Here is a 24,504-nt window from a genome sequence, read left to right as displayed (position 1 = left end):
AATGATACGTGCCTCTGATGAGCTTATTGAGGCGGCTTGCGCTGGCAACCAGGCTGCAATCTCTCGACTGCTGGCAGTGTGTCAGCCCGATCTAAAGCGGTTTGCGAGACGAACGTGCACAAATAGTGAGGACGCTGAAGACGCCGTGCAGATCGCCTTATGGCGGGTGTATCGAAAAATTGGCGCGCTACGAACGGCGGCGGCGTTTGCGAGCTGGCTATTCCGTATCGTCGAAAGGGAATGCTACCGATTCTTTACCAGGAGAAAAGCGTCCATTCCCTTATACGAGGCAGATTTGGATGCTGTTCAGGCGCCAATGATCCCAAGAGATTTGCGAAGGGACCTCACCGCCGCGATCCAGACGCTTCCTCAGAGTTATCGCGAGGTTCTCATTTTGCGGGATGTTGATGGACTCACAGCGCCGGAAGTGGCGGCCGAGCTAGGGTTGACCGTTGAAGCAGTCAAGAGCCGGCTGCATCGTGCCCGTTCCATGGTCCGCGAGAAACTTGTCGCAAGCGGATATTGGAATTCTGCAATGGATTCTGAAAATGAACGGTAATTTAAAACAGCAGACATCAGTGATGAGTGAATACCAGTCGCCCAAGGACTTCCAGAACATTCCAAAGCTTCTTGCTCTTGCGAAGGAAGAAGGCAACGCTTTTATGGCCTTCGATCATGCCGCAAAGCGCGCTGATGGTTTGATTCCGCTAAAAATCAGGGAGTTCATCTCGCTGGCCGTTGCGCTGACTACGCAATGTTCCTACTGTCTTGATGTCCATACGAAGGCAGCCAAAAAGGCCGGGGCTACGGCTGAAGAACTTGCAGAATTGATTTCAATTGCAGCAGCGGTCCGAGCCGGCGCAACAATGGGACATGGCCTGATGGCGATCCGCCTGTTTGAAGAAGCATAAAAGGCGTTCGCCCGCATAACTGCGGTGGGCTATCCGATAGCTCCGTGCGCTGCCTGACACGCAGCGCCTCAAGAAATACCCGGGCCCACGATCCCGATATCGGAGTAGAGTGAGGGACGGATATCAGCGGGGCGCGTCGTCGGCCCCGGCACAAGAGAAATTTGCCTCGCCTCTGATCGACGCGTCGCGGACGTTCCACCTCGATCCAGCCTCCCAAGCTGCCTCTCCGAGTCGCTTTTCCAGCACGGCTCGCACTTCACCCGCCCCCGGGCATTCTCGCCTTGCCATCAGAGCACCAAGGGCGTAGCCCGGCCCGCTCGCTTTTCCTATGGGAGATCCACCATGGATACCTACCCGACATCCTTCTACAAAGGGTTCGCGATTTACCCCCTGATTTACCCGTTCAACCCACCACGCGAGTGGCACGAGAAACGCCCCGACCGCGCTTACAGCGTCTCGGTCGTCATCTGTCTTGAAGGCGAGACGATGGACGATGAGCGCTCCCGCGTCTTTCGTCTAAGAGGCGAGCCATGGGACAACGTAGGCGCTGCGAAGCGCGCGGCCACGCAGGGCGCAGAGGACATCATCGATGGGCTTGTGCCGGGCCAATCGATGGTCGGCGAGTAGACCGTTCGATGAGGTCAAATTCGAAGGTCTGTCCGGTGGCGCTCTCAAAGGCCACCGTCTACGCAAGCGACCCAGCCATGCCGGGCGTCAGGAGCTCGAATGGTTCGAATGCAGTACTCAATCTGCCTGGCTTATGAGATTCGCGATCAGGCCGCAGACTTCATCTTCAATTTTCACGCGGCGCAGACCGCACGGCAGACAATCGTTGCTGAATCGCTGCAACTGACCCCCGCGATTCCGACCACGCTTCAGACGTAACCGACCTCGCGTCGAGGTTCAAGCGCTCACCAGCTCTGAGCCCGGGGCCGATATGCCAATGGTGACTGACCAAGCAATCTGCACTTGGGAATGCCAAAGCGGTTAGCTGTGTTTGTTGTGGAGTTGCGGCGCGTGCTCGACGTCGGCGGGTTAGAAACTGAGGTGCACCCAGCGCGGCGTCGACGCGATGTTGCGCCGTGAACTGGCCGCAAGCACTACGCCCGCGAGGACTCTGCAGCGTTGGCCAATTTCGCCATTGCTTGCGTTGCTGAACGAAGCGATTTATCGCCCATCTGACTGGCAAGTTCGGCTTTGGCTGAACTCCACACCGGGAGCGCATCCGCCACGAGTCGACGCCCAGATGTCGTGAGGGTCAACTGCTTTCCAGCTCGGCCGCGTCCGCCAGTGGCGTGGACCAAATCTCGGCTTTCCAGATTCTGGACAGATCGGCTGAGGGTAGTGGGGTCGACCCCGGCCTTATCCGCTAGCTCAACCAGCGTCGTTCCCTCGGCTTCACCGATACCAACCAAGAGACTGAACTGCTCCGCCGTTAGCCCGAGCGGCTTGAAACAGGCGTTGTAGTAACGCGTGAGTGCGCGCGCCGTTGCGCGTGCCTGGAAGCCCGGACACTCCGCTGCAACGTTCTTCAAAGCCTCTGGATCAAAACCCTTCATGTCTACCCCGTTTGACAATCCTGCCTTCCCTTAATAATGTATATGCATTATTTCGGAGGCACAATGCCAGCATACGTACACGTCAATCTACGCATCATCGACTTTGCCAAGCAGGCGGCGCTTGCTCCGCGCTTTCAAGCTGCGCTGCAAGAGGCGGGCGGGCGAATCTTGCATTTCGGCCCTGTTGCGCAGGTTCTGGAGGGGGATGAAGACCCATTGCCGATGGCCGGTGTGTTCGAGTTCCCGACGCTGGCCCAAGCGCTAGCTTTCTACAATTCCGAGACATATGCGCCGATCAAGGCCGATCGTCAGGAAGCCCAGCAAGCGCGGATGTTCGTTGTCGAAACGCTGTCGTGATTGACGGCTTCAGGCCAGGCACGATCAGTCGACAAGCGAGGCTTGGTGGCCTACACAATCAGTGACTTCCTCGGCAACGTGGTGTGGCACCCGTCGGCGACCACGCGCATCCTTCATGTTGGGTGCGGGGTGAACAACCACGTCAGCCACATCAAGCTGTGCGTCTCGTCGGACAACAACAGTGTGTTTGTACGGTTGCCCGTGACCTGGTTGGAGCTCGAGCGGATCGTGGCCGACGAGATTTCGTTGCATGCGCGGAGCCGGCTGGCGAAGACCTATGGGGGTGCGCATTCCCCCCCCCCTGGCGGGCGGAAACGCCAAAGCGGCTACGTGACGCCGTCGCAGGGGCGATCACCTGAGGGACGGCCCTTGCATAGCTGGTCAACGCACTATACGATCCATATATATTTAATATATTGGAGGGTGACGTGGGCATCGTGAACATTGACGACGATCTGCACGATCAAGTACGCAAAGCGAGTGCAGTGGCGTGCCGATCCATCAATGCGCAGGCTGCTTTCTGGATCAAGATCGGCATGTTGTGCGAGATGAATCCGGCGCTGACTTTCAATGAGATCGTTGCGCGGGAATTCCGGGCCGCTGGCGTTGAGGCCCCGGCAGTCCGGGTTGCTTCCACATGACCAAGCGACCGGAAGAAATCGCGTTGCTGGCGGAATCCGGCAGGCTGCTGGCGGGTGTGTTCGGCTACCTGGACCAAGTGAGCTTGGCTGGCATGTCCACCATGCAGGTCAACGACATGGTCGACCGTTTCATTGTGGATGAACTGAGCGCGCGCCCGGCGAGCAAGGGGCAGTACGGCTATGCCTACGCGTTGAACGCTTCGCGCAACCATGTCGTCTGCCACGGCGTTCCGTCCCCCGCGGACATCTTGCAGGACGGGGATATCGTGAACTTCGATATCACGTTGGAAAAGAACGGGTTCATCGCAGATTCCAGCAAAACCTATCTCATCGGAGACGTGTCGCCATCGGCCAAGCGGCTCGTGCAGGTGACCTATGAGGCCATGTGGCGAGGGATCAAAGCCGTGCGCCCGGGCGCCACGCTGGGTGACGTGGGCCATGCCATCGAGCGGCACGCCAGGCGCAGCGGCTACTCGGTCGTGCGAGAGTATTGCGGACACGGCATTGGCCGTGAGATGCACGAACCTCCAGAAGTGCTGCATTGGGGCACGCCGCAAACCGGGTTGGTATTGCGCGAAGGCATGGTGTTCACCATCGAACCGATGATCAATCAAGGCCGCCGCTCCGTCCGGACCGAAGAGGATGGCTGGACGGTGGTCACAAGAGACGGGAAATTGTCGGCGCAGTTCGAACATACGGTGGCCGTGACACGAAACGGCGTACAGGTCCTGACGCTGCGCGCTGACGAAAGCCCCTTGCAGTGAAGCCCCACAACGGGCCATCAACAACTGACCCAAGCTCGCCACGGCAGCCTGAGCCGTTAGCCACGGTGTTACTCAGATGGCGAACCTTCCGGCGCGTAGCTTGCGACCAGGGCCATGCAGCGTTCCCGCAAAAAGGCACTCAGCGCCTTGATGGCGGGCGTCAGCTGCGCACGGTGGGCGCAAATCAAATGCAGCGGCGCGGGCTCGCCGTATTCCTGCGGGAATATCTCGACCAATCGCCCGGCCTTTAAATCGTTGATGAGGTCCAAGCGCGATTTATAGATCAGGCCTTCGCCTGCGACGGCCCAGCGGCGCACGGCATCGGCATCGTCGCTCACGCGATTTCCTGTGACGGCCACGGTGCGCTCACCGCCGGGCAGGGTAAAGCGCCAGCGTTCATGGACTTGCTCGCTCCAGATATACCGAAGGCAGTTGTGTCGTCGCAGGTCATCCACCTTGGCCGGTGCGCCGTGTTGTTCGATGTACGAGGGCGCTGCGCACAACGCACGCCGGTTGGTGTCGAGCAGTTTGATGGCCAGCAAGGATGAATCCGGCAGCGCCCCATAGCGCACGGCAAAGTCCAGCGGCTGGCGGATGAGATCGGCCGCCCGGTCGCTCAATTTCAAGTGCACCGATAAACCAGGGTGCTGGTGCTGAAAATCGTCGAGCCACGGCAGGAGCAGGTTTCTCCCGAAATCGGACGGAGCAGACAGCCGCAGCGGGCCGGAGAGTGCTTCCCGGCCACCGGCCAGCGCTTGTTCGCCTTGCTCCCGCGCACCCAGCATGACGCGCGCGTGCGGCAGGTAGCGCTCTCCAGCCTCTGACAACTGCATGCTGCGCGTGGAACGCGTGAACAGACGGGCGTCCAGCGCCTTTTCCAGCCGCTGCACAGACGCGCTTGCTTGCGCAGGCGCGATGTTCAGTTGGCGGGCAGCCTCTGAGAAGCTGCCGGCGTCGGCCGTGTGCACGAAGATTTGCACGTCATCTAGGCGGATGATTTTCATTGAAATACCGAAAGTGTTTGGGCATACCGCCCGTTTATCCGCATATCGCTGAAAGATAGCATGGCCCTCATCCACTCTTTGGAGAACGTGCATGAAAGCCATCGGTTTCTATCAGAACCACCCCATCAGCCACCCGCAGGCGCTGCAAGACATTGAGCTGCCGACGCCTGAACTGCGCGATCACGACCTGCTGGTGGAAGTCAAAGCGGTGTCCGTCAACCCGGTCGATACCAAGATCCGGCGGGGCGGAGACATCCCGGAGGGCCAAGCGCGCATTGCTGGCTGGGATGCAGCGGGCATCGTCCGCGCGGCCGGCCCGCTGGCCACGCGCTTCAAGCCGGGTGACCGTGTCTGGTATGCCGGCGACATCACGCGGTCTGGCACCAACAGCGAACTGCATGCGGTGGACGAACGCATCGTCGGCCCCATGCCGGCATCGCTGGATTTTGCGCAAGCCGCATCGCTGCCGCTGACAGCCATCACCGCGTGGGAACTGCTGTTTGATCGCCTGCGCGTCCAGGCGGCCGACCCCACCGAGAACAACGTGCTGCTGGTAACCGGGGCGGCGGGCGGCGTCGGCTCCATCCTGACCCAACTGGCGCGCGCGCTGACGGGGATGACCGTGATCGGCACGGCGTCGCGGCCGGAAACCCGTGAATGGGTGCTGGCGCATGGCGCGCACCACGTCATCGATCACCGTCAACCGTGGGCGCCGCAATTGGCAGCGCTTGGTTTTGATCACGTCACGCATGTGGCCGGGCTGAATCAGAGCGCCGCTCACGTGCCGCAGATCGCCGCTGTGCTGCGCCCCGAGGGGCAATTCGCCCTCATCGATGATCCGGTGGATCTGGACATCGGCCCGTTCAAGGGGAAATCCATTTCGATTCACTGGGAACTGATGTTCACCCGCGCCATGTTCACCACCGCCACCATCGCCCGACAGCACGCGTTGCTGCGTCGTGTGGCCGAACTGGTCGATCGCGGCGACATCAAGCACACCCTGACGCAGCGCATCGATGGCATCAACGCCGCGAGCTTGATCAAGGCGCATGCGCTGGTCGAAGCCGGAAACATGATCGGCAAAGTCGTTGTCGCCAACGCCTGAACCTTTCTGACGTCTGACAAGGAGCCTCACCATGACATCCCCCATCGTCCCAACGGCAACGATCAGCCTGGAGGCCGCGCAAGCCTTGCTGGCGCAGGCGCGTCGGGCCAGTGCCGCACGCGGGTTTGCCGCGACCATCGCCATTACCGATGCAGGAGGGCACCTGCGCGCGTTCGAGCGTGCAGACGCCGCGCCTTTCCTGACCGCTGACGTCGCCATCAACAAGGCATGGACGGCAGCCTCGTTCGGCCTGGCGACGCATCAATGGAACCAGTACATGGCCGAGCCCGCGGTTGCTCCGCTGGCGCACCATCCGCGCCTGATGCCGGTGGGCGGCGGCGTGCCGATCTTTTACGAAGGGCGTCTGGTGGGCGGCATTGGCATCTCCGGTGGCAGCGCTGCTCAGGACCACGAGGCGGCCGAGGAAGCATTGCGCAACGAAGGGCTTCTATCTTGAGCTGTGAGCGCGCCTATGCGCTGTTCCTCGGCGTTTGCAATGAGGCATGGGCGGTGACGTCCCGCCCAGCCGATGACTTCAACCGCGCCTTCAGTTCTTCGCTGGCTTGATGCAGCGCTGCACGCGTTGCAGGCACGCCGGCAAGTGCGTTGAGCAGGCCGGCAAGGGGCGCGTTGCCGCTGAGGATTGTTGAATTGCCTTGGCAGGGCCCCTTCCATAGACTCCGCCCCTGGAAACTTAAGGGGAGGCTCCTCCCTCTCCCTAGTCGTCCATGCAGTCCTAGCTCGCCTCGGCCACCCGTCCCGGCCGGGGCCCTTTTTTTGTGAGGCGGCATGCCGATGCAGCAGCAACGGCACGTCGCAGTACAGGACTGCTTTCCTCGACAACAATCAGTCTTCCCGCGCAAGCCGCGACAAGACGTCAGCGAGGGCGCGAATCTTGGGCTGGGCGGCTCGTTGGGATGGATGGACGACGAAGTACGACAAGCCGTTTTTCGCCACGTCGATAAAAGGCGTGACCAACGTCCCCGCCCGTAGGCGGTCTCTCGCCATCCGCGGATCACCTATTGCAACGCCATGCCTCGCCGCCGCAGCGGTGAGCGTCAACGCGAGGGTATCGAAAACGAGTCCACGGTCTGCGTCAATGTGCGGTGCCCCAACGCTTTCCAACCAGCATTGCAATCCTCATGGCTCTGCCCGGGATGGAGCAATGCCACATGAGCAAGATCGGCCGGCGATCTAAGCGATGCGGCCATCTCTGCGCAGATCTTCTCGCCGTTTCTCGGGTGGATGCACCCCGCGCCGTTCTTTGCGAAGGTCGATGCGGCATCTGGTGGAAGCAAAATCACGTCAATCGACATCTGCGTCAGCACGATGGGCGCCCGACGTGCGACCGGTTACTTCATCTATGACTGGGAGCTCAAAGATGGGATGGCGGTGCGCTTTGAGTGCGTCGATGTTTTTGAATTTGACGACAACGGGCTCATCGAGCGGATGATCATCGTCTACGACACCCATCCGATTCGCAGTACGGTGGGCGACAAATACGCGTAGCCAATCTAAGTCGTTCGGAGCTGGCGACACCCCACTCTGACTAGAATGGGGGCCCGCCTACAGATGACCTCTCGAATGACGACGAAGCAAAGAGTTGCCATTGCGCTGCTTGGCGCGCTCGCCTGGATCATCATCGACCAGGCCACGAAGGCCATATTCAAGCAAATATTGACGCCCGGCGAAGTCGTGTCATTGCTTTCAGGAAGCCTTCTCGTTCTACCCACCTATAACCACGGCGCATTCCTAAGCCTCGGGGCGGGAATGTCCGATGCGACTCGCAATATCGTTTTCATCTATGGCGTTCTGGCGATTCTGGTCGGCCTGTTCGTGTGGCTGCTGCGTTCACCCAGGCTCGGCCGTACCGAAGTTATGGCGACAGCTTGCATTCTGGGTGGAGGGCTCAGCAACCTGTTCGATCGTTGTGTCTACGACGGCCGGGTTTTTGATTTTCTGAACATAGGCATCGGGCAGTTGCGAACGGGTGTGTTCAACGTCGCAGACATTGGAATCATGCTCGGCGTGGCGCTCATTCTCTTCCGTGGTGTCAAGCGCGGGCCGACTCTGCCAGGGGCCTCGGCGGCCTGAAGAATGCAGGCCCCCAGCGGGCCAGCTGTTCTGCTGCCCGCGAACCTGCCGGGCTACTGACGATCAACGGCGTTGAGGGCTTGGAGCACCGAGCGTCCGGCATCGGTAAGCCGTGCGCGGCGACGATGCCCCTCGGCAGAACGCGCCAGCATCACCAACTGCCGCTCCAGCAACGAATCCAATTCAGCGCGATTCATATCCACCTGCTCTGGCGACTGACTGACCAGCATCAAGGTGGCAAATTCGTGTGCACTCAGCATCTTTGTCTCCTCGTGACAAACAACCGTAACCAGGGGCACGGTGCCAAATGCAGGCGCGCAACGCGCGCCCGCTTGCAAGGCAAACAACAGGCGGCGGCTCAGCCGGCCTGGACTTCGATACGCCGCGGCTTGGCTTCATCGCGACGCGGAATCGTCAGCTTGAGCACTCCGTCGCGCAGCTGGGCGTCGATGCGCGAGGCATCAAAGTCCGGGCTCAGCACAAAGGTGCGCGAGAAATGCGGGTGTCGAACTTCGCCGTGCTGCAGGCGCAGTCCCGGCGGTGTGGACACCATCAACTCGGCATCGACAGTAAGCGTGCCGTCCTGCACGCGAACATCAAGCTTCTCGCGCGGGACGCCTGGCAGGTCTGCGTACAGCGTGATGCCCTGGCGGTTTTCGAAGATGTCGACGGGTGGCGCCAAGTGTGTCTGTCGCGCAGCCGCCTGTTCAGCCGTCTGCTTTGCAACCGCCGCCTTACCAGGCTGCACTTGGGTCGCCAATTGGGTGGTGTCGTTCATGATGTGCTCCTTCGTGCTTGCGCAAGGCGCGGCTCAGCCTTGCACCGTGATCTGACGCGGCTTCGATGCCTCCGACTTGCCCACGCTGATGGTCAGGCAGCCGTTGACGTACCGGGCGCTGACTTTGTCGGGATCGACGTCTTGTGGCAGCTCAATCACACGGCGGAATGCACCCGTGAAGCGTTCATCGGCATACACGCGCGTCTCGTCGGTGAGTTCGAAATCGGGGCGCTTGCGCTCGCCGCTGATCGTCAGCAGCCCCTTGTCGATCGAGACATCGATCTGCGCGGGGTCGAGCCCCGGGGCGAATGCGACGATCTCTACGGAGTCATCGGTACTGCCAATGTTGACGGGAGGAAAGGTGCCGATGCGCGTTGCGCGCAGGCTGGCGGGTGCCCCCGCAAAGAGAGTGGCCATCTGCCGTTGCAGGCGGTCGAATTCGCCCAGCAGATCGGTGCCAAAAAACAGATCGCTCATGGCTGGCTCCTGAAGGGCCCGCACGGAGACTGAACCGAACTACGCGCTCCAGTTCATCGGTCCGTGGCGGGCCACTGACAAACAAATCGAAACACGCAGCGCGAGAACCGCGACTGCATTGACGAAACCTAAAATAGGGAAGCAGGCAGAAATTTCAAGAGGCCATTGGACACATCATTCGGAGGCTTCATGGACCTTTTCAGCGCAGTGCATGAACAGATGGACGCGGTGCGTCTGCCATTGGTCGCCGTCACCGTAACGGCGGCCCGGCGGGCGAATACGCCGCTTGTGGCGATCCTGCATTGGCACGGATTCCGCCGCGCCAGTCCGCTGGTGTTACCGGGAATCGATATTCCGCCTCGCTCGGTACCCAGCTCCGCCATTCAGCTGGGCCACGCCTGGCGCCACATCGAAACCATTGATGAAGTGCTGCTCGATGCAGCGTGGCGGCTGGGCGCATGGGACCTTGAGCGCGTCGAGCGACGCGGTTGCAACATGATCGGCGCATCGGCGGGTGAAGCGCTGGCCTGCCGTCAGGCATTCGGTGATTACGACGGCGCATCAGCAAACGAAACCCTGATCGACGGTGCGCCCGATCGCGGCGAGCTGATGCAGATTGCCGCAGACGAGGGCTACGTGCGCTGGTTATTCCGTCCGGTCAAGGGCGGGGTGTGGCAGGCGCTCGAAGAGTCGGACGACACACTCGGGCCCGATGGAGGACGGCCGTCACCCTGTCCCGTCCTTCCAGTACCGCGCCAGCGGCACGGACGCGGCCGTACGGTCTATCGGTTGGGCGCCGTCCACCGCATTCTTTTGCCCTGATACATCTTGTTACAAACACGCCGTTCGCGAGCCTCTTGAAGTCGCCGCAGAGCGCTTCTATTTTGCAATCCGCCAAGTGTTTGGCACGGCTTTGTCAGCCCCGCCCAGGCGCCATGCTTGCAGGGTGTGCAAGCCGGATTCCCTTTTTTGGTGATCTATCGCTCAGGAGATGGAAATGAAGATTCGTCCCCTCTACGACCGGGTTATCGTCAAGCGAATCGAACAGCAGCGGACGACGGCCTCGGGCATTGTGATTCCTGATTCCGCCGCAGAAAAACCCGAGCAGGGTGAAGTCATCGCGGTCGGCACGGGCCGCCTGCTTCAGGACGGCACGCAGCGCGAACTCCAATTGAAAGTCGGTGACCAAGTGCTGTTCGGCAAGTACGCCGGTCAGACCGTCAAGGTTGATGGCGAGGAACTCCTCGTCATGCGTGAAGAAGACGTCATGGGCGTCATCGAAACCCACGCCGAGGCGGTTGCCAAAGCCGCCTGAAGCCTCGAGCCGCTCGCGGACACCGCCGGATATCGCCGGACACGCAAAGAGGCCGGTTGTTCGCGACGTGTTGAGTCAACGACTTATCCGGAGCAACAAACATGAGTGCAAAAGACGTCAAGTTCCACGACAGCGCGCGCGTCCGTATCGTCAAGGGCGTGAATGTTCTTGCCGATGCCGTGAAGGTGACGCTCGGGCCCAAGGGCCGCAACGTAGTCATCGAGCGCAGCTTTGGCGCCCCGACCATCACGAAGGACGGCGTGTCTGTCGCCAAGGAAATCGAGCTGAAGGACCGCTTCGAAAACATGGGCGCGCAGATGGTCAAGCAGGTCGCGTCCAAGACTGCGGACATTGCCGGTGACGGCACCACCACGGCCACCGTGCTGGCCCAGGCCATCGTGCAGGAAGGCATGAAGCACGTGGCCGCCGGCATGAACCCGATGGACCTCAAGCGCGGTATCGACAAGGCGGTGGCCGCAGTGCTCGATGAGCTGCGCAATCTGTCCAAGCCGATTTCGACCAACCGCGAAATCGCCCAGGTGGGCTCCATTTCGGCCAACTCGGACGAGGCCATCGGCAAGATCATCGCCGAGGCCATGGAGAAGGTCGGCAAGGAAGGCGTCATTACGGTCGAGGATGGCAAGTCGCTCGACAACGAGCTGGACGTTGTCGAAGGGATGCAGTTCGACCGCGGCTACGTCAGCCCGTACTTCATCAACGACCCGGAGAAGCAGGCCGCATATCTGGACGATGCGCTGATCCTGCTGCACGACAAGAAGATCTCGAATATCCGCGACCTCCTGCCGATCCTGGAAGCGGCATCGAAGGCCGGCAAGCCGCTGTTGATCGTGGCGGAGGATGTTGAGAGCGAAGCGCTCGCCACCCTCGTCGTCAACGCGATGCGCGGCATCCTGAAGGTCGCCGCCGTCAAGGCGCCCGGCTTTGGCGATCGCCGCAAGGCCATGCTCGAAGACATTGCCGTCCTTACCGGGGCGACGGTCATCTCGGAGGAGACGGGCAAGCAGCTCCAGAAGGCCACGTTGGAGGATCTCGGCCGGGCCAAGCGCGTGGAAGTCCGTAAGGACGACACCATCATCATCGACGGTGCCGGCGACCAGGCCAGCATCGACGCGCGCGTCAAGTCGATCCGCGTGCAGATCGACGAAGCCACGAGCGATTACGACCGCGAGAAGCTGCAAGAGCGCGTGGCGAAGCTCGCCGGCGGGGTCGCCGTCATCAAGGTGGGTGCTGCCACCGAAGTTGAGATGAAAGAGAAGAAGGACCGTGTCGACGATGCCCTGCACGCCACGCGCGCGGCCGTGGAAGAGGGCATCGTGCCGGGTGGTGGCGTTGCCTTGCTGCGCGCCCGTTCTGCGGTGGTGAACCTCAAGGGCGCGAACAGCGATCAGGATGCGGGCATTCGGATCGTGCAGCATGCCTTGGAGGCACCGCTGCGCGCCATCGTCGCCAATGCCGGTGAAGAGCCTTCCGTCGTGATCGCGAAGGTGTCCGAAGGCAAGGGCAACTACGGCTACAACGCGGCCACGGGCGAGTACGGCGACCTCGTGGAAGCAGGCGTGGTTGACCCGACCAAGGTCACGCGCACCGCGCTGCAGAACGCCGCGTCTGTCGCAGGGTTGATTCTGACCACGGATGCAACCATCGCGGACGCGCCGAAGGAAGACAAGCCCGCACAAGCGCCGGCGCCTGAACTGGACTACTGATCCGCGCAGTTGCGCTGCCATCGACTGGCCGGTTCGCCGGCCGGTGCAACTGCATTCCGGTGCCGCACGATCTTGTTGCGGCGCCGGCTTTTTCAGGTTCGATCGTCACGATGAAGCTACAACTCACCATTGACGCGAGGCTGCTCGACGTTGAAATCGATGATGTCGTTGCCGGCCTGCTCGCAGCGCGCCTGGGCCTGCCGGAAGGCACCGACCATCGAGAAGCGATCACACGGCATCTCAGCGAGGTCAGCGCCCCTTGGGTGCTGGACGATGAACACATGCGCAAACGCGTGCTGCGTCGCCTCATTCTTGAGATCGCAGACCCGACATTGTTGATGCGCCATCTCATGATTGACTAGGGCCCGATGTGCATGCCAGCTAGGACGCCGAAAACGTCATGCGCTGGCAACGCGGCCCGAAAGGTTCGGCCGAGCAAGCTGAAGAACGCGATGGGAAAGCCTAGATAGGTATCCGACCATCGAAGTGGGCCTGGTGCAGGCCGGTCTGGCTGGTCTTGCAAGACCACCCATTGGTCGATGGGTGCTCAGTGCGACGACACATATGCGGCATCGTCGAAGGGCGGCGGGAGCGCGAAGCTCTCACGCATGCGCTTTGATTCCGCTGCCGGCGTCAAACCAAAAAGCCGCTTGAACTCTCGGCTGAATTGCGAGGGGCTCGCGTAGCCCACGGCGTGGCTCGCCGCTTCGGCCGTCAGGTCTTCACGCACCATCAGCAATCTCGCCTGATGCAGGCGTGTGGACTTCACGTATTGCATTGGCGAGAGCTGCGTAATCGCCTTGAAATGGCTGTGGAAGCTTGGGACGCTCATTCCTGCTTTTTCGGCAAGCTGCGTTACATCAAGCGACTGTGCGTATGCGGCGTGGATGTGCCGTAGCGCGTGGCCGATTCGCCCGAACTGCCCCCGCATCGCCAGTGCTTCCCTCATCGCGCCACCTTGCCCGCCGGTAAGCACCCGGAAATACACCTCGCGCAACAGGCCCGGCCCCAAGACGGCCGCTTCTACGGGATGGTGCATGGCCTCCAGGAAGCGCAGCACAGAGGCCTGCATCCCCTCATCCATGGGGCTGGACATCATGCTTTGGGGCGCGGCGGTGCGGTGGGTCACTCCAACGCTATCCAGCTGCGCGGCCAGTTCGGCGGCCATCGCAAAATCGAGGTGCAGATAGAGCGCGAGCAGCGGCCGTTCGGGCGTCGCGTCGGTCTCCATGCTGAAGGGCACAGGCACCGACACGGCAAGGTACTGATCTTCGTCGTACTGGTACAGCTGGTCGCCAAAATACCCGCGCTTGCGGCCTTGGCAAACGATCACGATGCCTGGGTCATACAGAACGGGCGTGCGCGATAGTGCGCGGTCGGAGCGCAGGATGCGCACGCTTGTGATGGCCGTAAGGTTGTAACCCTCGTCCGGCGCAAGTGCGCGCAGCAGCGAAACGGTTCGGGCTCGCGTTGCCGCAAGCGCGGTGGAATCCGGAGGAGTGATAGCCCGGTTGGTCATACTTTTAGGCAATAAATTCAGCCGAATTCGGCTTAAATCGACTATCTGCCAAGACTAGCATGCACCCTTCATCACGCTCGGCAAGGGGCAGCTATGACCAGCAGCAAGATTTTTCTCATCACGGGAGTCAGCAGCGGCCTGGGCCGTGCGCTGGCACAGGAAGCATTGGCCGCGGGCCACAAGGTTGTCGGCACCGTCCGAAGCGAGCAGGCCAAGCGCGATTTCGAGTCGCTTTCACTCAATGCATTTGCGCGTGTATTGGACGTGACCGATTTCCACGTCATTGACGGTGCCGTGTCGGAAATCGAAGCCAACGTCGGCCCGGTCGATGTCCTCGTCAACAATGCCGGCTACGGGCATGAGGGGGTACTGGAGGAGTCGCCGTTATCCGAGATGCGTAGGCAGTTCGACGTGAACGTGTTCGGTGCCGTCGCCATGATGAAAGCGGTGCTGCCGTTCATGCGTCGCCGCCGGCGTGGCCACATCCTGAACATCACATCGATGGGCGGACATATCACGATGCCGGGCATTGCCTACTACTGCGGCAGCAAGTTCGCGTTGGAGGGCATTTCGGAAACTCTTGGCAAGGAGGTGCGCAGCTTCGGCATTGCCGTGACTGCGGTGGCACCCGGATCATTCCGTACCGACTGGGCGGGGCGCTCGATGACGCGCACGTCGCGCTCTATCCCCGACTACGACAATGTCTTCGATCCCGTGCGACGCGCCCGGGAAGAGAAAAACGGCAAGCAACTCGGCGACCCGGTTAAGGCAGCGCGTGCGATGTTGGCTGTGATTGCGGCCGACTATCCGCCGGCCCATCTGCTGCTTGGCAGTGATGCGCTAACGCTTGTTCGAACCCATCTGACTGCGCTGGAAGAGGAACTGCGCAAATGGAAGGACATTACCGTGTCGACGGACTATGGACACTGAGTGTCGGCGTAACCCTTAGAGAGACGGTCGTGTAAGTGATGGTGCGCTTTGACCATACACAGCAGATGCATGCCAGAGCGCCCGCCCAAGCTCCTCGCAGGGTGCAGAGCGCCCCCTATTGCCCGCACCTTCCGCACAGGGTAAAAATCGGTCTATCGCCCATTGTCGACCCGGAGTCGCGCGCCCATGGACCAGCCAGCCAAGCTCAATGCAGATTCCCTGGGCGTCGTCGAATCGGTAATCATGGGCATTGCCGGCACCGCGCCGGCCTACAGCATCGAGATCACGACTTCCACCATCATCGGGACGGCTGGCACGCAGTCGCCGGCGAGCATTCTGGTGTGTGGGCTCATCATGTTTGGCATCGCGTATGCGTTCATCAACATGAACCGCGCCTTGGCGAGCGCCGGTACCTCATATTCGTGGGTGAGCATGGTATTCGGGCGCGCGCTCGGCTTCCTTGCCGGCTGGGCGCTGCTGGTGCTGTGCTGCGTGTTCATGGTGTCTGCCATGATTCCGGCGGCAAATGCCACGCTGCTCATCTTTGATCGGCCCATGATGAACAACGTGCACTACGTGACGTTGATCGCTGCGGCATGGCTCACAGTTGTCAGCGCGGTGGTCGTCAAGGGCATCAAGCTCACCAGTTACGTGCAGGTGCTGATGACGATTGTCGAGGGCGTCATCCTGCTCGTGATCATCGTCGCGAGTTTCATCGTGTTCCCGCATACGCCAGCGCATCCGTTCTCGTGGGTCTGGTTCTGGCCTTTCGCGTTCACGCCCAAGATGTTCGCCAACGGCGCGTTGGTGGCGATCTTCTTCTTTTACGGCTGGGACGTGACGATGAACCTCAGCGAAGAGACGCGTGACGCAAACCACACCCCCGGTCGGGCCGCCTTCTGGTCGATGGTGTTCTTGATGGCGTTCTTCCTCATCTTCATCGTCATTACGCAGCTTGGCTTGTCCGATGCCGAGATCCAGCACTACAACACGAACATCATTTTCGCCATTGCGGAGAAGTTGTTTGGCCCGACCTGGGGCTACGTTGCGATCGTCGCGGTATTGCTGAGCACGGTGGGCACGGTCGAAACCCAGATGCTGCAGTTCACACGCACGCTGTTTGCCAAAAGCCGCGACGGCGCACTCCACGCGCGCTATGCGCGTCTGCATCCGGTTTGGCGCACGCCCCACATCGCCATCTTCTTCATCTGGATCACCGGGCTCGTGCTGCTGTTCGTGTCGTCTTATTTGCCGACGATCAACGTCATCCTGCAGGATTCAATTACTGCCATCGGTTTCCAGATTTGCTTCTACCTGGGGCTCACTGGGCTTGCCTGCGGCTGGTACTACCGCAAGGTGCTGACGCAAGGGCCGTGGGTTGCCATCACCCATGTCATCTGGCCGGTAGCAAGCGGGCTCTTCCTTTTCTTCATCGCGCTCTACAGCATCCCGACCTTCGACTGGGTCACCAACGTCGTGGGGATGGGCGGCATCGCAATCGGCGTCATTCCGCTGCTGCTGAACCGCAAAAAAATCTGGTTGGCCCCCTCAACCTGAGCCGTCCCTGCGAGAGGGCCGCAACTCGACCGGCACGACAATCGGGCGCATCGACTGCTGTCAGCCTGCACTGACAGCGCCTGCGTATTGGCCTACAGAAACAAGGGCACGCCCGGACAAGACAATTGGCGTCCTCTGATAGCGAGAGTCGGGCGCCCCGCCAATACTTGGGTTGTTGGCACCTGGCTCTCGATAAAGGTCATTGTCATGGACGGCTATTGCACGCTATGCGGGCGACGCGGGCATTCTGCGTCGCACTGCCCATGGGGTTCGTATCTCCGAATCCGTCGCTGTTCTCCGGCCTTGTCGAAGGGTTCCAGCTTCGAGCGGCAAGCCCCTCAGCCTGAGCCCAAGATGATCCTCAGGCGTGCGTCATGTCAGGCCCGCGCCGCTGGAGGTTGGTAGCCGTTTCCGGCTACCGACGCTCAAACCTGAGCCATCCCGCCATCAACAAACAACTCGATGCCATTGATAAAGCTTGCCGCGTCCGAGGCAAGAAACGCGACGGCCTTGCCCACTTCGGCCGGCTCTCCCAGGCGGCCCAGCGGCACCTGAGCGGTGAGGAAGTCGAACAGGCCCTGGCGCGTTTCATCCGATGCGAGGCCGCCAAGGCCGGGCGTGCGAATCGGGCCCGGGCTCACGACATTCACGCGAATACCGCGATCCTTCAGATCCATCACCCACGAGCGGGCGAAGTTGCGCACCGCCGCCTTGCTGGCGCTGTAGACGCTGAAGTTGGCCGTGCCTTGAACCGAGACCGTGGACGACGTCAGGATGATCGATGCGCCGTCGGTCAGCAGCGGTAGCGCCTTCTGCACCGTGAACAGCACGCCGCGCACGTTGGTGCCAAAAATCCGGTCGAAATGCTCTTCGGTGATGGCACCCAGCGACATCATGTCGCCGCCGCCGGCATTGGCGAACAAGATGTCCAGCTTGCCGGCCACCTTGGCAATGTGGGCATAGACGGCGTCGAGGTCGGACAGCACCGACGCATCGGCGCGCAATGCGGTGGCGCCGGCGCCGATTTCTGCGACGGCGGCATCGAGTTCCGCCTGACGGCGGCCGGTGATAAACACGCGCGCGCCTTGGGCTGCGAGTTCCTTGGCAGCGCCAAGACCGATGCCGCTGCTACCACCCGTGACGAGGGCGATCTTGCCTTCCAGTTGCTTGCTCATGATGTGCTCCATGTCGTGATTTCAGGTTTGAATGAATGACCTCGCGGCGGGTGGTGCCTTGCTCTGCGTTTGCCCCGTCGCGTTGGGCATGGAGGCAATGTAGAGCTCGGAAACTTTTCGAAAAAGGGCTGCAAATAGAATTACTATCCACAGCTGTGGATAATTTGCGCGGACATTCGAATGGACCAACTCCTGGCAATGCGTTCCTTTGCGCGCGTGGTGGAGGCCGGCAACTTCACGCGCGCGGCCGATTCGCTCGACATGCCCATTGCCACGGTCAGCAAGCAGGTGCAGGAACTGGAGGCCCATCTGGGTGTGCGCCTGCTGCAGCGGACGACACGGCGCGTGACGGTGACGCCGGAAGGCGAGGATTACTACGCCAAGAGCACGCGCATCCTGGGCGACCTGGAGGACATCGACGCCTCGTTCAGCCTCGCACGCGGACGGCCGCGCGGGTCGTTGCGCATTGATGTCGGCGGCTCGACGGCGCGCGACGTGCTGATTCCTCTGCTGCCCGAGTTCGCTGCGCGCTATCCCGAGATCAGGATTGACCTGGGCGTGTCAGACCGCTCGGTGGATCTGATTGCGGACAACGTCGACTGCGTGATTCGCGGTGGCCCGCTAAACAACTCGTCCCTGGTCGCACGCCACCTGGGCGATGCGCCGCTGATTACCTGCGCCACCCCGGGATACCTCAAGCAGTACGGCACGCCGGCTTACCCCGATGAACTCAAGAATGGCCACCGGCTCGTGAGCTACGTGTTCAGCCAGTCGGGGCGGTCGGTTCCATTCCGCTTCGAGCGCGACGGGGAAAAGACTGAGATCAAGGTCGAGCATCGCATCGGCGTGAACGAGAGCAATGCGCATCTGGCCGCCTGCCTTGCGGGCCTGGGCATCGTGCAGACCTTCGGCTATGCGGCGCAAGCGCCGATCAACGACGGCGCGCTGGTGGAAATCCTGAAGCCGTGGCGACCGGCGCCTTATCCGTTTCACGTCGTCTATCCGCAAACGCGCCATGTCACGCATCGGCTGCGAGTGTTCATTGACTGGTTGGTGGAGGCGTTCCCGGCGCGTCTTGAACGGGCACCGAAGCGGTAATCCGGCGCATGGTCGCCATTGTCGCTGTGGACATGTGGATATGTGGATAAACACGTGAAGAACTTCAGGGACAACTGTGTTGGCTGTCCGGGGTCAGGTTGTCCACAGCGGGGGAATAACTTTGGTGTCTGCCGAGAGGGTGGGGCGCACTCTGCAGGAGTCATCCACGCCACGGCACACGCTGTCCGATGGGTTGTGCATTTCGCAAGCAGTTGACGCGAAAGGGTTTTCTGCAGCTATCCACAGAAACAATCCACCGTTATCTACTACTACTATTTTTATATACAGAAGAAATAAAGAAGACAGCAAAGACAGGCGTGCCAAATGCTCACGTGCCTGATCGTTTGACAGGCCTTACGTCACGCTACGTGAACGCAGCAGACGCAGGCTGCGCAGTCATCACCAGATTGCGACCGGCCGCCTTGGCACGGTAGAGCGCGGCGTCGGCAGTCTCGACCAGCGTGTCGATGGAGAGGACGCTGTTACCTGGCACTGACGTGGCGCAACCGGCGCTGACGGTCACGTAGCGCGACGGCGCAGCGGCTTCGATGCGCAGACGCAGCACGGCTTCGCGCGCGCGCTCTGCGAAGGCCTGCGCTTCGTTCGCATCGGTTTCGGGCAGAACGACGACGAATTCCTCGCCGCCGTAGCGAGCGATGAAATCTGCCGGTCGGCGCACCACGCCGGCCAGTGCATGGGCCACGGCTGCCAGGCATGCGTCGCCCTTGAGGTGGCCGAACGCATCGTTGTAGCGCTTGAAGTGGTCGACATCGACCATCACCAGCGAAAACGGCTGCCCGTTGCCCTGCGCAGCGCTGATCTGGTTATCGATCTGCTCGTTGAAGTAGGTGCGGTTGTACAAGCCGGTCAGCGCATCACGCATGGACGCCTGCCGCAGCGAGACATGCGCCTCGAACAGCCGCCGGTACAGCGCGGTCACCTCCCACACCAGCACGCAGACCAGCACCCCAGGCGCGAACATGCTGAACAGGCGCGCGACGTACCAGCCCACGGTAAAGCGGTCGGTGCTCAGCAGGTTGAGGGTGGTGTCGGTCAGGCAGGCCAGCGCGGCAATGGCCAGCCACACGTCAAGCACCGCACGGAGGCGGCCGCTGGCCACCACGGCGAGCACGGCAATGGCGTTGATGGCCCACAGGATGACCGCCACGGGGTTGTCGCCATTGCCGGCGTGCAGCGGCGGCGGCAGGTTGGTCAGCACTGCAAAGCCGCATAGCAGCACGCCCACCAGCACCGGCCCGCCGATCAGCAGCCAGGCCCACAGGCCGACGCGCCCGTCAGCAACGGCATCGCGCGAGAGCCGATCGCGCATGAGTACCGCCAGGATCACGAACAGCGGAAAACCGCCATGCCAGAACACCCACATCCATGCTGCACTGGTGGGGCGGGCGCCAAACAGCCCCGTGGGCGAGAACACGCCGGGGAACATCAGCAACTGCAGCGCCACCGCCAGGGCGGTAAAAGCATAGGCACCGCCCAGCGCGCCAAGCATCGGCTGCCGCGTCACGATGAACTGAGCGCCCAGCAAAAACGCGGCAATGCTGGCCGTGGTGAACACCGTCAAGGCGCACATCGGCATGAACGGGTTGATCGCCGGCCATTGCAGGCCCGCACGTGGTGCGGCCACGGCCAGCGTCAACAGGATCAACAGCGCAATCGCGCCGGCAATCATCGCTTGCCGGCGTGTGGTTCGCTGGATCAGGAAACTTTCCATCCACCCCCCGGGGTTCGAGATTGTGTATCCGACCTGCTTGCGTGCCGGTGTGTCTACATCATAGGCAGCGTCTGGCGGCGGGAAAAGCCTAGGCAAGGATCGGGGGCATCGCTACGGCTGGCCTAAGTCGGGTGGCCTAGGCTTGTCCACAGGCCCGTTCCAAGGGAATTGAAGGGAATCTTCCGTAGTGTGGGCCGGGTATCTCGCCGTTGTTGAATCACACGGGCCGTTGGCCGACGCTGTATGGAATCACTCAATCACACGCTGTTTCTTTGGATCAACGCGCCGGCCGACGCTTCAGCCACGACCGTCTGGCTGGCGATGGCCTTTGCCGAATACGCGATCTGGCTGGTGCCATTGACGCTCGTGGCTGGCTGGCTATGGGGCGAGCCGACCACGCGTAGGCAGGCATTGCAGACCGGCGTGGCTGCAGCGCTGGCGTTGTCGATCAATGTTGGTTTCGGCCTCGCCTGGTATCACCCGAGGCCGTTTGCCATTGACCTGGGGACCAATCTGCTGCCGCACGCGTCGGATTCGTCGTTCCCCAGCGACCACCTCACCGCGCTGTGGACCGTGGCGTTCAGCCTGATGTGGAACGCACGCCTGCGGCGCGCGGGTGTGTTGCTGGCGCTATTGGGCGTGCCGATGGCGTGGGCACGCATCTACCTGGGCGTGCACTATCCGTTCGACATGCTGGGTGCGGCGGCTGTGTCGGCCTTGAGCGCTTGGCTGTGCAGCGGGCCCGTGGCGCATACGCTGTCGGAGCCGCTGCACCGCTTGGGGCTGGCGTTGCATGGTGTGGTGCTGGCACCGTGCGTGCGGCGCGGCTGGGTGCGCAAATAAGCCTGGCTCAGGCGTGCTGGCGCCAAGCGCGCCAGAACAGCACGAACGACAGCACCGTCGCGCCCACGTTGTAGAGCGTTGCCAGCGCGAACGCGTGGCCGTAGTGTGCGGCGTGGGAGGCCGCGTCCATCGCCACTGCGCCATCCACCCCATTCACCTGGCCGAGCAGCGAGAACAGCAGCACGCCCACCACCGTTACGCCCACCGCGTTGCCAACGGCTTGCATGGTCGTGACGGTACCGGCGCCCATGCCGGCCTGGGCCGTTTCCACGCCGCTTAGGATGGTGTTGAGCGACAGCGGAATCACCATGCCTTGTCCAAAGCCGTTGAGCATCAGCGGCAGGATTAGCCAAGCGGTGCCCGCGCACAGTTGCGCCATTGCCGCCAGCACCACCATGCCCACGGCGAAGATCGCCACGCCCAGCAGCAGGGCGCGCTGCCCGATGCGTTCAGCCAGGCGGGGCGCTGTGAGCGAGCCGGTAAAGAACGCGATGGCCGCCGGCGTAAACACCAACCCCGCTGCCAGCGCCGACAAGCCGCGCCCGAACTGCAGCAGGATCGTCAGCGCCAGGAAGTACGAGCTGATGGCCGTGTAGAACAGGAAGATGGCCAGCACGCCCAGCACAAAGCTGCGGTTGCGGAACAGCGCCATTTCGATGATGGGGACGCGGCCCGCCGCCGACAGCGCTTGCTCCACCCGCACAAAGTGGCGGAACACCAGCAACGAGGCCAGCGGCACCGCCCACGACCACCAAGGCCAACCAGACTCGCGGCCCTGCATGATCGGCACCAGCAGCATCGCCAGCGCCACCGCGCCGGCCACGGCGCCATGCACGTCCAGCCGCGCAGCCACCGGCGCACGCGATTCCGCGACGAAGGCCCGCGCCGCCAAAAGCGCAACAATGCCGATCGGCACATTCACCAAAAACACCGCGCGCCAGCCCGACACGTCGGCTGCTAGCGGATGCGCAATCAGCCAGCCGCCGATGATCTGCGAGACCGACGCCGCCACGCCTTGCACCGCGCCCATGGTGCCGAACGCGCGCCGCCGCGCATCGCCGTCAAACAGCACGCGCAGCGAGGCCATCACCTGCGGCATCAGGATGGCCGCCCCCAAGCCCTGGCCGACACGCATTGCGATCAGCATCCATGGTGTTGTCGCCAGACCGCAAAGCGCGGATGCCAGCGTGAACAACGCCATGCCCGCCAGAAACATGCGCTTGCGCCCAAACAGGTCGCCCAGGCGGGCGCCGTTGAGCAGGAACACCGCATACGCCGCGCTGTAGCCGACCATCACGAGCTGGATTTCGGCAAAACTGGTGTGCAGACCGGCACGAATGTCCGGGATCGCCACATTGACGATGAACAGGTCGAGAATGGTGACGAAGTTGCCGGTTAGCAGTGCCGCCAGCGCCGGCCAGTGCCGTTTGGCCGGCGAGGCAACGCCAGCGGCAGAAAGGGATTTCGTTGACATGGGGGATCTCGGTTTATTAATATACGGTCGTACGTATACTAAAGGGCGATCGGGCCACGTCAAGCGCCGATTGCGTTGACCCCATTCATCGATAGGGCATTGCCATGAACGAAACCGACGGGCGCCGCCAGCGTGGCGAACGTGCGCGCGCCCAGGTACTGGAGCACGCCACCGCCATTGCCTCCACCGACGGGCTTGAGGGCCTGACCATTGGTCGCTTGGCCACGGATGCGGGCGTGGGCAAAGGCAACATTCAGGTGCTCTTCGGCGACAAGGAAACGCTGCAACTGGCCACGCTGGACGCGGGCGTCGTGCACTACCGCGAGATGGTCGTTGAACCGGCGCTAGCGCTGGAAAGCCCGCTTGCCCGCCTGCGTGCGCTAACCGATGGCTGGTTCGACTATGTGGCCAGCGGGGCATCGCCGGGCGGCTGCTTTGTCTGCGCGGCCAGCTACGAATACCGCGCCCGCCCGGGCGCCATCCAGGATCGCGTGCGCGGGCATCGCGAGTCGGTGCGCGCGCGTTTTCGCGAGACGATTACCGCAGCACAGGCGGCCGGTGAATTGCGCGCCGATGTCGACGTCGATCAGCTCGTCTTCGAAATCGAATCGTTTCGCTCCAACGCCAACGTGGCGTTTCTGATGGGCGACATGGCGGTATTTGAACGCGCGCGCCGCAGCACCCAAGCGCGCATCAATGCGGCGCTCGCCTGAGCGGATTCCCAGCACACGACGCGCGCAAGCAACGCGCGTGCGGCTCGCCGGACTTCCCTCGGGGCCACCTTTGGTTACACTTGTGCGCAGTCGCACAAACACACCAAACACAAGACTCGCGGGGGAACAGGGTATGACGAGCCGAACGATTGCTGCGGCCATCGGAATCGGGGGCGCGCTGTGGCTGACGGGCTGCGCAGCGCCTTATACGGAGCCGCCAGCCGGCGCCAACACCGCCACGGTAGATTTCGTCCGCCCGCTGGCCAGCACCAACGCCACCATCCTCACGTTTGACGACGCGAAGCACTGCGGCAACCCGCGCACCGCGCTCAAGCCGGCCGATGCAACGCGGCCGATTCGCGTGCTGGCCGGTGTGCCGACCGCGCTGGGCGCAAGCTTCATCCGCACCTCGGGCACGCTCATCTACCGCTGCGGCGTGTCGGTGACGTTCGTGCCGCAGGCCGGCAAGCAGTACAAGATGACGGCCAGCTACCCGACCAACGCGCATGTGTGCCGTGCCGGCGTGGCGGAGTCTGACGATGGCCGGTCGTGGCACGCCATCAACGCCCGCTATCGCACCTACCGCATCAACCCGTCGTGGGGCACCGGAAGCTGCCCCGACCTGACCGATGCGGACGTGGCCTTCATGCGCGACAAAACGCGCTCTGAAGACGGCTCGACCACGCTGAGCGACCTTTCTGATCTGCTGACACCGCAATGACCCGCCGCACTGC

General features: G+C 62.1%; 29 protein-coding genes and 2 pseudogenes. 21 read left to right on the top strand and 10 right to left on the bottom strand.

Translation table 11 applies throughout. From position 1 onward, the window contains the following. The first annotated feature begins 1 nt into the window (after position 1). From BM136_RS23815 to BM136_RS25275, 4 genes are all read left to right on the top strand, one after another. Positions 2-559 (top strand): RNA polymerase sigma factor, encoded by a 558-nt coding sequence (locus BM136_RS23815; protein WP_092976616.1) that lies wholly within the window; start codon positions 2-4, stop codon positions 557-559. 22 nt (positions 560-581) lie between these two features. After that, a complete protein-coding gene (locus BM136_RS23810; protein WP_092976613.1) occupies positions 582-911 on the top strand; it encodes a carboxymuconolactone decarboxylase family protein in 330 nt (109 codons plus the stop codon). A gap of 342 nt (positions 912-1,253) precedes the next feature. Then, a complete protein-coding gene (locus BM136_RS23805) occupies positions 1,254-1,538 on the top strand; it encodes a hypothetical protein (protein WP_092976610.1) in 285 nt (94 codons plus the stop codon). Positions 1,539-1,637: 99 nt separating this feature from the next. Continuing rightward, positions 1,638-1,796: a hypothetical protein gene (locus tag BM136_RS25275; RefSeq protein ID WP_254775743.1), complete on the top strand. Its 159-nt coding sequence runs from the start codon at positions 1,638-1,640 to the stop codon at positions 1,794-1,796. Between the two features lie 215 nt (positions 1,797-2,011). Here BM136_RS25275 and BM136_RS23800 read toward each other — a convergent pair whose 3' ends face one another. After that, positions 2,012-2,470 (bottom strand): MarR family winged helix-turn-helix transcriptional regulator, encoded by a 459-nt coding sequence (locus BM136_RS23800; protein ID WP_092976607.1) that lies wholly within the window; start codon positions 2,468-2,470, stop codon positions 2,012-2,014. Positions 2,471-2,533: 63 nt separating this feature from the next. Between BM136_RS23800 and BM136_RS23795 the strand changes: the two genes are divergently transcribed. From BM136_RS23795 to map, 3 genes are all read left to right on the top strand, one after another. Further along, the gene (locus BM136_RS23795; protein ID WP_092976604.1) at positions 2,534-2,827 is read left to right on the top strand and encodes a DUF1330 domain-containing protein; all 294 of its coding nucleotides are present in this window, start codon (positions 2,534-2,536) and stop codon (positions 2,825-2,827) included. 428 nt (positions 2,828-3,255) lie between these two features. Next, the gene (locus tag BM136_RS23785) at positions 3,256-3,468 is read left to right on the top strand and encodes a ParD-like family protein (RefSeq protein ID WP_092976601.1); all 213 of its coding nucleotides are present in this window, start codon (positions 3,256-3,258) and stop codon (positions 3,466-3,468) included. Next, positions 3,465-4,232, top strand: a complete 768-nt coding sequence (map, locus tag BM136_RS23780) for a type I methionyl aminopeptidase (protein WP_092976598.1) — start codon at positions 3,465-3,467, stop codon at positions 4,230-4,232. Before BM136_RS23785 ends, map begins: the two co-directional genes overlap by 4 nt. Positions 4,233-4,300: 68 nt before the next feature. Here map and BM136_RS23775 read toward each other — a convergent pair whose 3' ends face one another. Next, positions 4,301-5,230 carry a LysR family transcriptional regulator gene (locus BM136_RS23775; protein WP_092976678.1) on the bottom strand — a complete coding sequence of 310 codons (930 nt, stop codon included), beginning with the start codon at positions 5,228-5,230 and terminating at the stop codon, positions 4,301-4,303. 97 nt (positions 5,231-5,327) lie between these two features. Between BM136_RS23775 and BM136_RS23770 the strand changes: the two genes are divergently transcribed. Together BM136_RS23770 and BM136_RS23765 are read left to right on the top strand one after the other, a co-directional pair. Then, on the top strand, positions 5,328-6,341 hold the full coding sequence (locus BM136_RS23770; RefSeq protein ID WP_092976595.1) for a zinc-binding alcohol dehydrogenase family protein: 1,014 nt from the start codon (positions 5,328-5,330) through the stop codon (positions 6,339-6,341). 31 nt (positions 6,342-6,372) lie between these two features. Then, a complete protein-coding gene (locus BM136_RS23765) occupies positions 6,373-6,798 on the top strand; it encodes a GlcG/HbpS family heme-binding protein (RefSeq protein ID WP_092976592.1) in 426 nt (141 codons plus the stop codon). A 389-nt stretch (positions 6,799-7,187) separates the two neighbouring features. Here the strand turns inward: BM136_RS23765 and BM136_RS23760 are convergent. Beyond that, positions 7,188-7,555: pseudogene (locus BM136_RS23760) on the bottom strand (LysR substrate-binding domain-containing protein); the annotation flags it as partial. Between the two features lies 1 nt (position 7,556). On the opposite strand from BM136_RS23760, the pseudogene BM136_RS23755 reads away from it, so the two are divergent. Both BM136_RS23755 and lspA read left to right on the top strand, forming a co-directional pair. Further along, positions 7,557-7,850 (top strand): annotated as a pseudogene (locus tag BM136_RS23755) (nuclear transport factor 2 family protein); the annotation flags it as partial. Between the two features lie 75 nt (positions 7,851-7,925). Continuing rightward, entirely contained in the window at positions 7,926-8,435 is a 510-nt protein-coding gene (gene lspA / locus BM136_RS23750; protein WP_092976675.1) for a signal peptidase II, read from the top strand. Between the two features lie 53 nt (positions 8,436-8,488). Here the strand turns inward: lspA and BM136_RS23745 are convergent, their stop codons facing one another. The 3 genes from BM136_RS23745 to BM136_RS23735 form a co-directional block, all read right to left on the bottom strand. Then, complete coding sequence (locus BM136_RS23745) at positions 8,489-8,695, bottom strand: hypothetical protein (RefSeq protein WP_092976589.1); 207 nt, start codon at positions 8,693-8,695, stop codon at positions 8,489-8,491. Positions 8,696-8,793: 98 nt separating this feature from the next. Continuing rightward, positions 8,794-9,213 (bottom strand): Hsp20/alpha crystallin family protein, encoded by a 420-nt coding sequence (locus BM136_RS23740; RefSeq protein WP_092976586.1) that lies wholly within the window; start codon positions 9,211-9,213, stop codon positions 8,794-8,796. A 33-nt stretch (positions 9,214-9,246) separates the two neighbouring features. Next, positions 9,247-9,690, bottom strand: a complete 444-nt coding sequence (locus BM136_RS23735) for an Hsp20/alpha crystallin family protein (RefSeq protein WP_092976583.1) — start codon at positions 9,688-9,690, stop codon at positions 9,247-9,249. Positions 9,691-9,879: 189 nt separating this feature from the next. On the opposite strand from BM136_RS23735, the gene BM136_RS23730 reads away from it, so the two are divergent. The 4 genes from BM136_RS23730 to BM136_RS23715 all read left to right on the top strand — a co-directional run bounded on the left by BM136_RS23730 (position 9,880) and on the right by BM136_RS23715 (position 13,091). Continuing rightward, positions 9,880-10,512 carry a diguanylate cyclase gene (locus BM136_RS23730; RefSeq protein WP_092976580.1) on the top strand — a complete coding sequence of 211 codons (633 nt, stop codon included), beginning with the start codon at positions 9,880-9,882 and terminating at the stop codon, positions 10,510-10,512. Between the two features lie 175 nt (positions 10,513-10,687). Continuing rightward, positions 10,688-11,005 (top strand): co-chaperone GroES, encoded by a 318-nt coding sequence (gene groES, locus BM136_RS23725; RefSeq protein WP_004628765.1) that lies wholly within the window; start codon positions 10,688-10,690, stop codon positions 11,003-11,005. 101 nt (positions 11,006-11,106) lie between these two features. After that, on the top strand, positions 11,107-12,729 hold the full coding sequence (gene groL, locus BM136_RS23720; protein ID WP_092976577.1) for a chaperonin GroEL: 1,623 nt from the start codon (positions 11,107-11,109) through the stop codon (positions 12,727-12,729). Between the two features lie 110 nt (positions 12,730-12,839). Then, positions 12,840-13,091: a hypothetical protein gene (locus tag BM136_RS23715; protein ID WP_092976672.1), complete on the top strand. Its 252-nt coding sequence runs from the start codon at positions 12,840-12,842 to the stop codon at positions 13,089-13,091. 185 nt (positions 13,092-13,276) lie between these two features. On the opposite strand, the gene BM136_RS23710 is transcribed toward BM136_RS23715, so the two are convergent. Beyond that, a complete protein-coding gene (locus BM136_RS23710) occupies positions 13,277-14,248 on the bottom strand; it encodes an AraC family transcriptional regulator (protein ID WP_092976574.1) in 972 nt (323 codons plus the stop codon). A 93-nt stretch (positions 14,249-14,341) separates the two neighbouring features. On the opposite strand from BM136_RS23710, the gene BM136_RS23705 reads away from it, so the two are divergent. Beyond that, a complete protein-coding gene (locus BM136_RS23705; protein WP_092976571.1) occupies positions 14,342-15,178 on the top strand; it encodes an oxidoreductase in 837 nt (278 codons plus the stop codon). A 186-nt stretch (positions 15,179-15,364) separates the two neighbouring features. Next, complete coding sequence (locus tag BM136_RS23700) at positions 15,365-16,735, top strand: APC family permease (RefSeq protein WP_092976568.1); 1,371 nt, start codon at positions 15,365-15,367, stop codon at positions 16,733-16,735. A gap of 425 nt (positions 16,736-17,160) precedes the next feature. On the opposite strand, the gene BM136_RS23695 is transcribed toward BM136_RS23700, so the two are convergent. Continuing rightward, a complete protein-coding gene (locus BM136_RS23695; RefSeq protein ID WP_092976670.1) occupies positions 17,161-17,910 on the bottom strand; it encodes an SDR family oxidoreductase in 750 nt (249 codons plus the stop codon). Positions 17,911-18,090: 180 nt separating this feature from the next. Between BM136_RS23695 and BM136_RS23690 the strand changes: the two genes are divergently transcribed. Next, on the top strand, positions 18,091-19,008 hold the full coding sequence (locus BM136_RS23690; protein WP_092976566.1) for a LysR family transcriptional regulator: 918 nt from the start codon (positions 18,091-18,093) through the stop codon (positions 19,006-19,008). A gap of 364 nt (positions 19,009-19,372) precedes the next feature. Here the strand turns inward: BM136_RS23690 and BM136_RS23685 are convergent, their stop codons facing one another. Beyond that, positions 19,373-20,740, bottom strand: a complete 1,368-nt coding sequence (locus BM136_RS23685; protein ID WP_092976563.1) for a sensor domain-containing diguanylate cyclase — start codon at positions 20,738-20,740, stop codon at positions 19,373-19,375. A 243-nt stretch (positions 20,741-20,983) separates the two neighbouring features. On the opposite strand from BM136_RS23685, the gene BM136_RS23680 reads away from it, so the two are divergent. Continuing rightward, on the top strand, positions 20,984-21,583 hold the full coding sequence (locus BM136_RS23680; RefSeq protein ID WP_092976560.1) for an undecaprenyl-diphosphatase: 600 nt from the start codon (positions 20,984-20,986) through the stop codon (positions 21,581-21,583). A gap of 7 nt (positions 21,584-21,590) precedes the next feature. On the opposite strand, the gene BM136_RS23675 is transcribed toward BM136_RS23680, so the two are convergent. Beyond that, positions 21,591-23,057, bottom strand: coding sequence for an MFS transporter (locus BM136_RS23675; RefSeq protein WP_092976557.1), 1,467 nt, complete (start codon positions 23,055-23,057; stop codon positions 21,591-21,593). A gap of 104 nt (positions 23,058-23,161) precedes the next feature. Here BM136_RS23675 and BM136_RS23670 point away from each other — a divergent pair, with 104 nt between their 5' ends. Together BM136_RS23670 and BM136_RS23665 are read left to right on the top strand one after the other, a co-directional pair. Then, entirely contained in the window at positions 23,162-23,770 is a 609-nt protein-coding gene (locus BM136_RS23670; RefSeq protein WP_092976554.1) for a TetR/AcrR family transcriptional regulator, read from the top strand. Between the two features lie 133 nt (positions 23,771-23,903). Further along, positions 23,904-24,491: a hypothetical protein gene (locus BM136_RS23665; RefSeq protein ID WP_092976551.1), complete on the top strand. Its 588-nt coding sequence runs from the start codon at positions 23,904-23,906 to the stop codon at positions 24,489-24,491. Positions 24,492-24,504: the final 13 nt, after the last annotated feature.

Source organism: Ralstonia sp. NFACC01 (genome assembly GCF_900115545.1).
Lineage (GTDB): Bacteria > Pseudomonadota > Gammaproteobacteria > Burkholderiales > Burkholderiaceae > Ralstonia > Ralstonia mojiangensis.
Note: the sequence above shows the minus strand (reverse complement) of the source record. Positions and strands in the feature narration are given on the sequence as shown.

Coding starts and splice junctions, on each gene's coding strand:
- BM136_RS23795 (WP_092976604.1), top strand. CDS start 2,534: ATGCCAGCATACGTACACGTCAATCTACGCATCATCGACTTTGCCAAG.
- BM136_RS23810 (WP_092976613.1), top strand. CDS start 582: ATGAGTGAATACCAGTCGCCCAAGGACTTCCAGAACATTCCAAAGCTT.
- BM136_RS23735 (WP_092976583.1), bottom strand. CDS start 9,690: ATGAGCGATCTGTTTTTTGGCACCGATCTGCTGGGCGAATTCGACCGC.
- BM136_RS23710 (WP_092976574.1), bottom strand. CDS start 14,248: ATGACCAACCGGGCTATCACTCCTCCGGATTCCACCGCGCTTGCGGCA.
- BM136_RS23690 (WP_092976566.1), top strand. CDS start 18,091: ATGGACCAACTCCTGGCAATGCGTTCCTTTGCGCGCGTGGTGGAGGCC.
- groL (WP_092976577.1), top strand. CDS start 11,107: ATGAGTGCAAAAGACGTCAAGTTCCACGACAGCGCGCGCGTCCGTATC.
- BM136_RS23705 (WP_092976571.1), top strand. CDS start 14,342: ATGACCAGCAGCAAGATTTTTCTCATCACGGGAGTCAGCAGCGGCCTG.
- BM136_RS23695 (WP_092976670.1), bottom strand. CDS start 17,910: ATGAGCAAGCAACTGGAAGGCAAGATCGCCCTCGTCACGGGTGGTAGC.
- BM136_RS23685 (WP_092976563.1), bottom strand. CDS start 20,740: ATGGAAAGTTTCCTGATCCAGCGAACCACACGCCGGCAAGCGATGATT.
- BM136_RS23680 (WP_092976560.1), top strand. CDS start 20,984: ATGGAATCACTCAATCACACGCTGTTTCTTTGGATCAACGCGCCGGCC.
- BM136_RS23765 (WP_092976592.1), top strand. CDS start 6,373: ATGACATCCCCCATCGTCCCAACGGCAACGATCAGCCTGGAGGCCGCG.
- BM136_RS23665 (WP_092976551.1), top strand. CDS start 23,904: ATGACGAGCCGAACGATTGCTGCGGCCATCGGAATCGGGGGCGCGCTG.
- map (WP_092976598.1), top strand. CDS start 3,465: ATGACCAAGCGACCGGAAGAAATCGCGTTGCTGGCGGAATCCGGCAGG.
- BM136_RS23740 (WP_092976586.1), bottom strand. CDS start 9,213: ATGAACGACACCACCCAATTGGCGACCCAAGTGCAGCCTGGTAAGGCG.
- BM136_RS25275 (WP_254775743.1), top strand. CDS start 1,638: ATGGTTCGAATGCAGTACTCAATCTGCCTGGCTTATGAGATTCGCGAT.
- groES (WP_004628765.1), top strand. CDS start 10,688: ATGAAGATTCGTCCCCTCTACGACCGGGTTATCGTCAAGCGAATCGAA.
- BM136_RS23815 (WP_092976616.1), top strand. CDS start 2: ATGATACGTGCCTCTGATGAGCTTATTGAGGCGGCTTGCGCTGGCAAC.
- BM136_RS23730 (WP_092976580.1), top strand. CDS start 9,880: ATGGACCTTTTCAGCGCAGTGCATGAACAGATGGACGCGGTGCGTCTG.
- BM136_RS23715 (WP_092976672.1), top strand. CDS start 12,840: ATGAAGCTACAACTCACCATTGACGCGAGGCTGCTCGACGTTGAAATC.
- BM136_RS23675 (WP_092976557.1), bottom strand. CDS start 23,057: ATGTCAACGAAATCCCTTTCTGCCGCTGGCGTTGCCTCGCCGGCCAAA.
- BM136_RS23670 (WP_092976554.1), top strand. CDS start 23,162: ATGAACGAAACCGACGGGCGCCGCCAGCGTGGCGAACGTGCGCGCGCC.
- BM136_RS23745 (WP_092976589.1), bottom strand. CDS start 8,695: ATGCTGAGTGCACACGAATTTGCCACCTTGATGCTGGTCAGTCAGTCG.
- lspA (WP_092976675.1), top strand. CDS start 7,926: ATGACGACGAAGCAAAGAGTTGCCATTGCGCTGCTTGGCGCGCTCGCC.
- BM136_RS23770 (WP_092976595.1), top strand. CDS start 5,328: ATGAAAGCCATCGGTTTCTATCAGAACCACCCCATCAGCCACCCGCAG.
- BM136_RS23805 (WP_092976610.1), top strand. CDS start 1,254: ATGGATACCTACCCGACATCCTTCTACAAAGGGTTCGCGATTTACCCC.
- BM136_RS23800 (WP_092976607.1), bottom strand. CDS start 2,470: ATGAAGGGTTTTGATCCAGAGGCTTTGAAGAACGTTGCAGCGGAGTGT.
- BM136_RS23700 (WP_092976568.1), top strand. CDS start 15,365: ATGGACCAGCCAGCCAAGCTCAATGCAGATTCCCTGGGCGTCGTCGAA.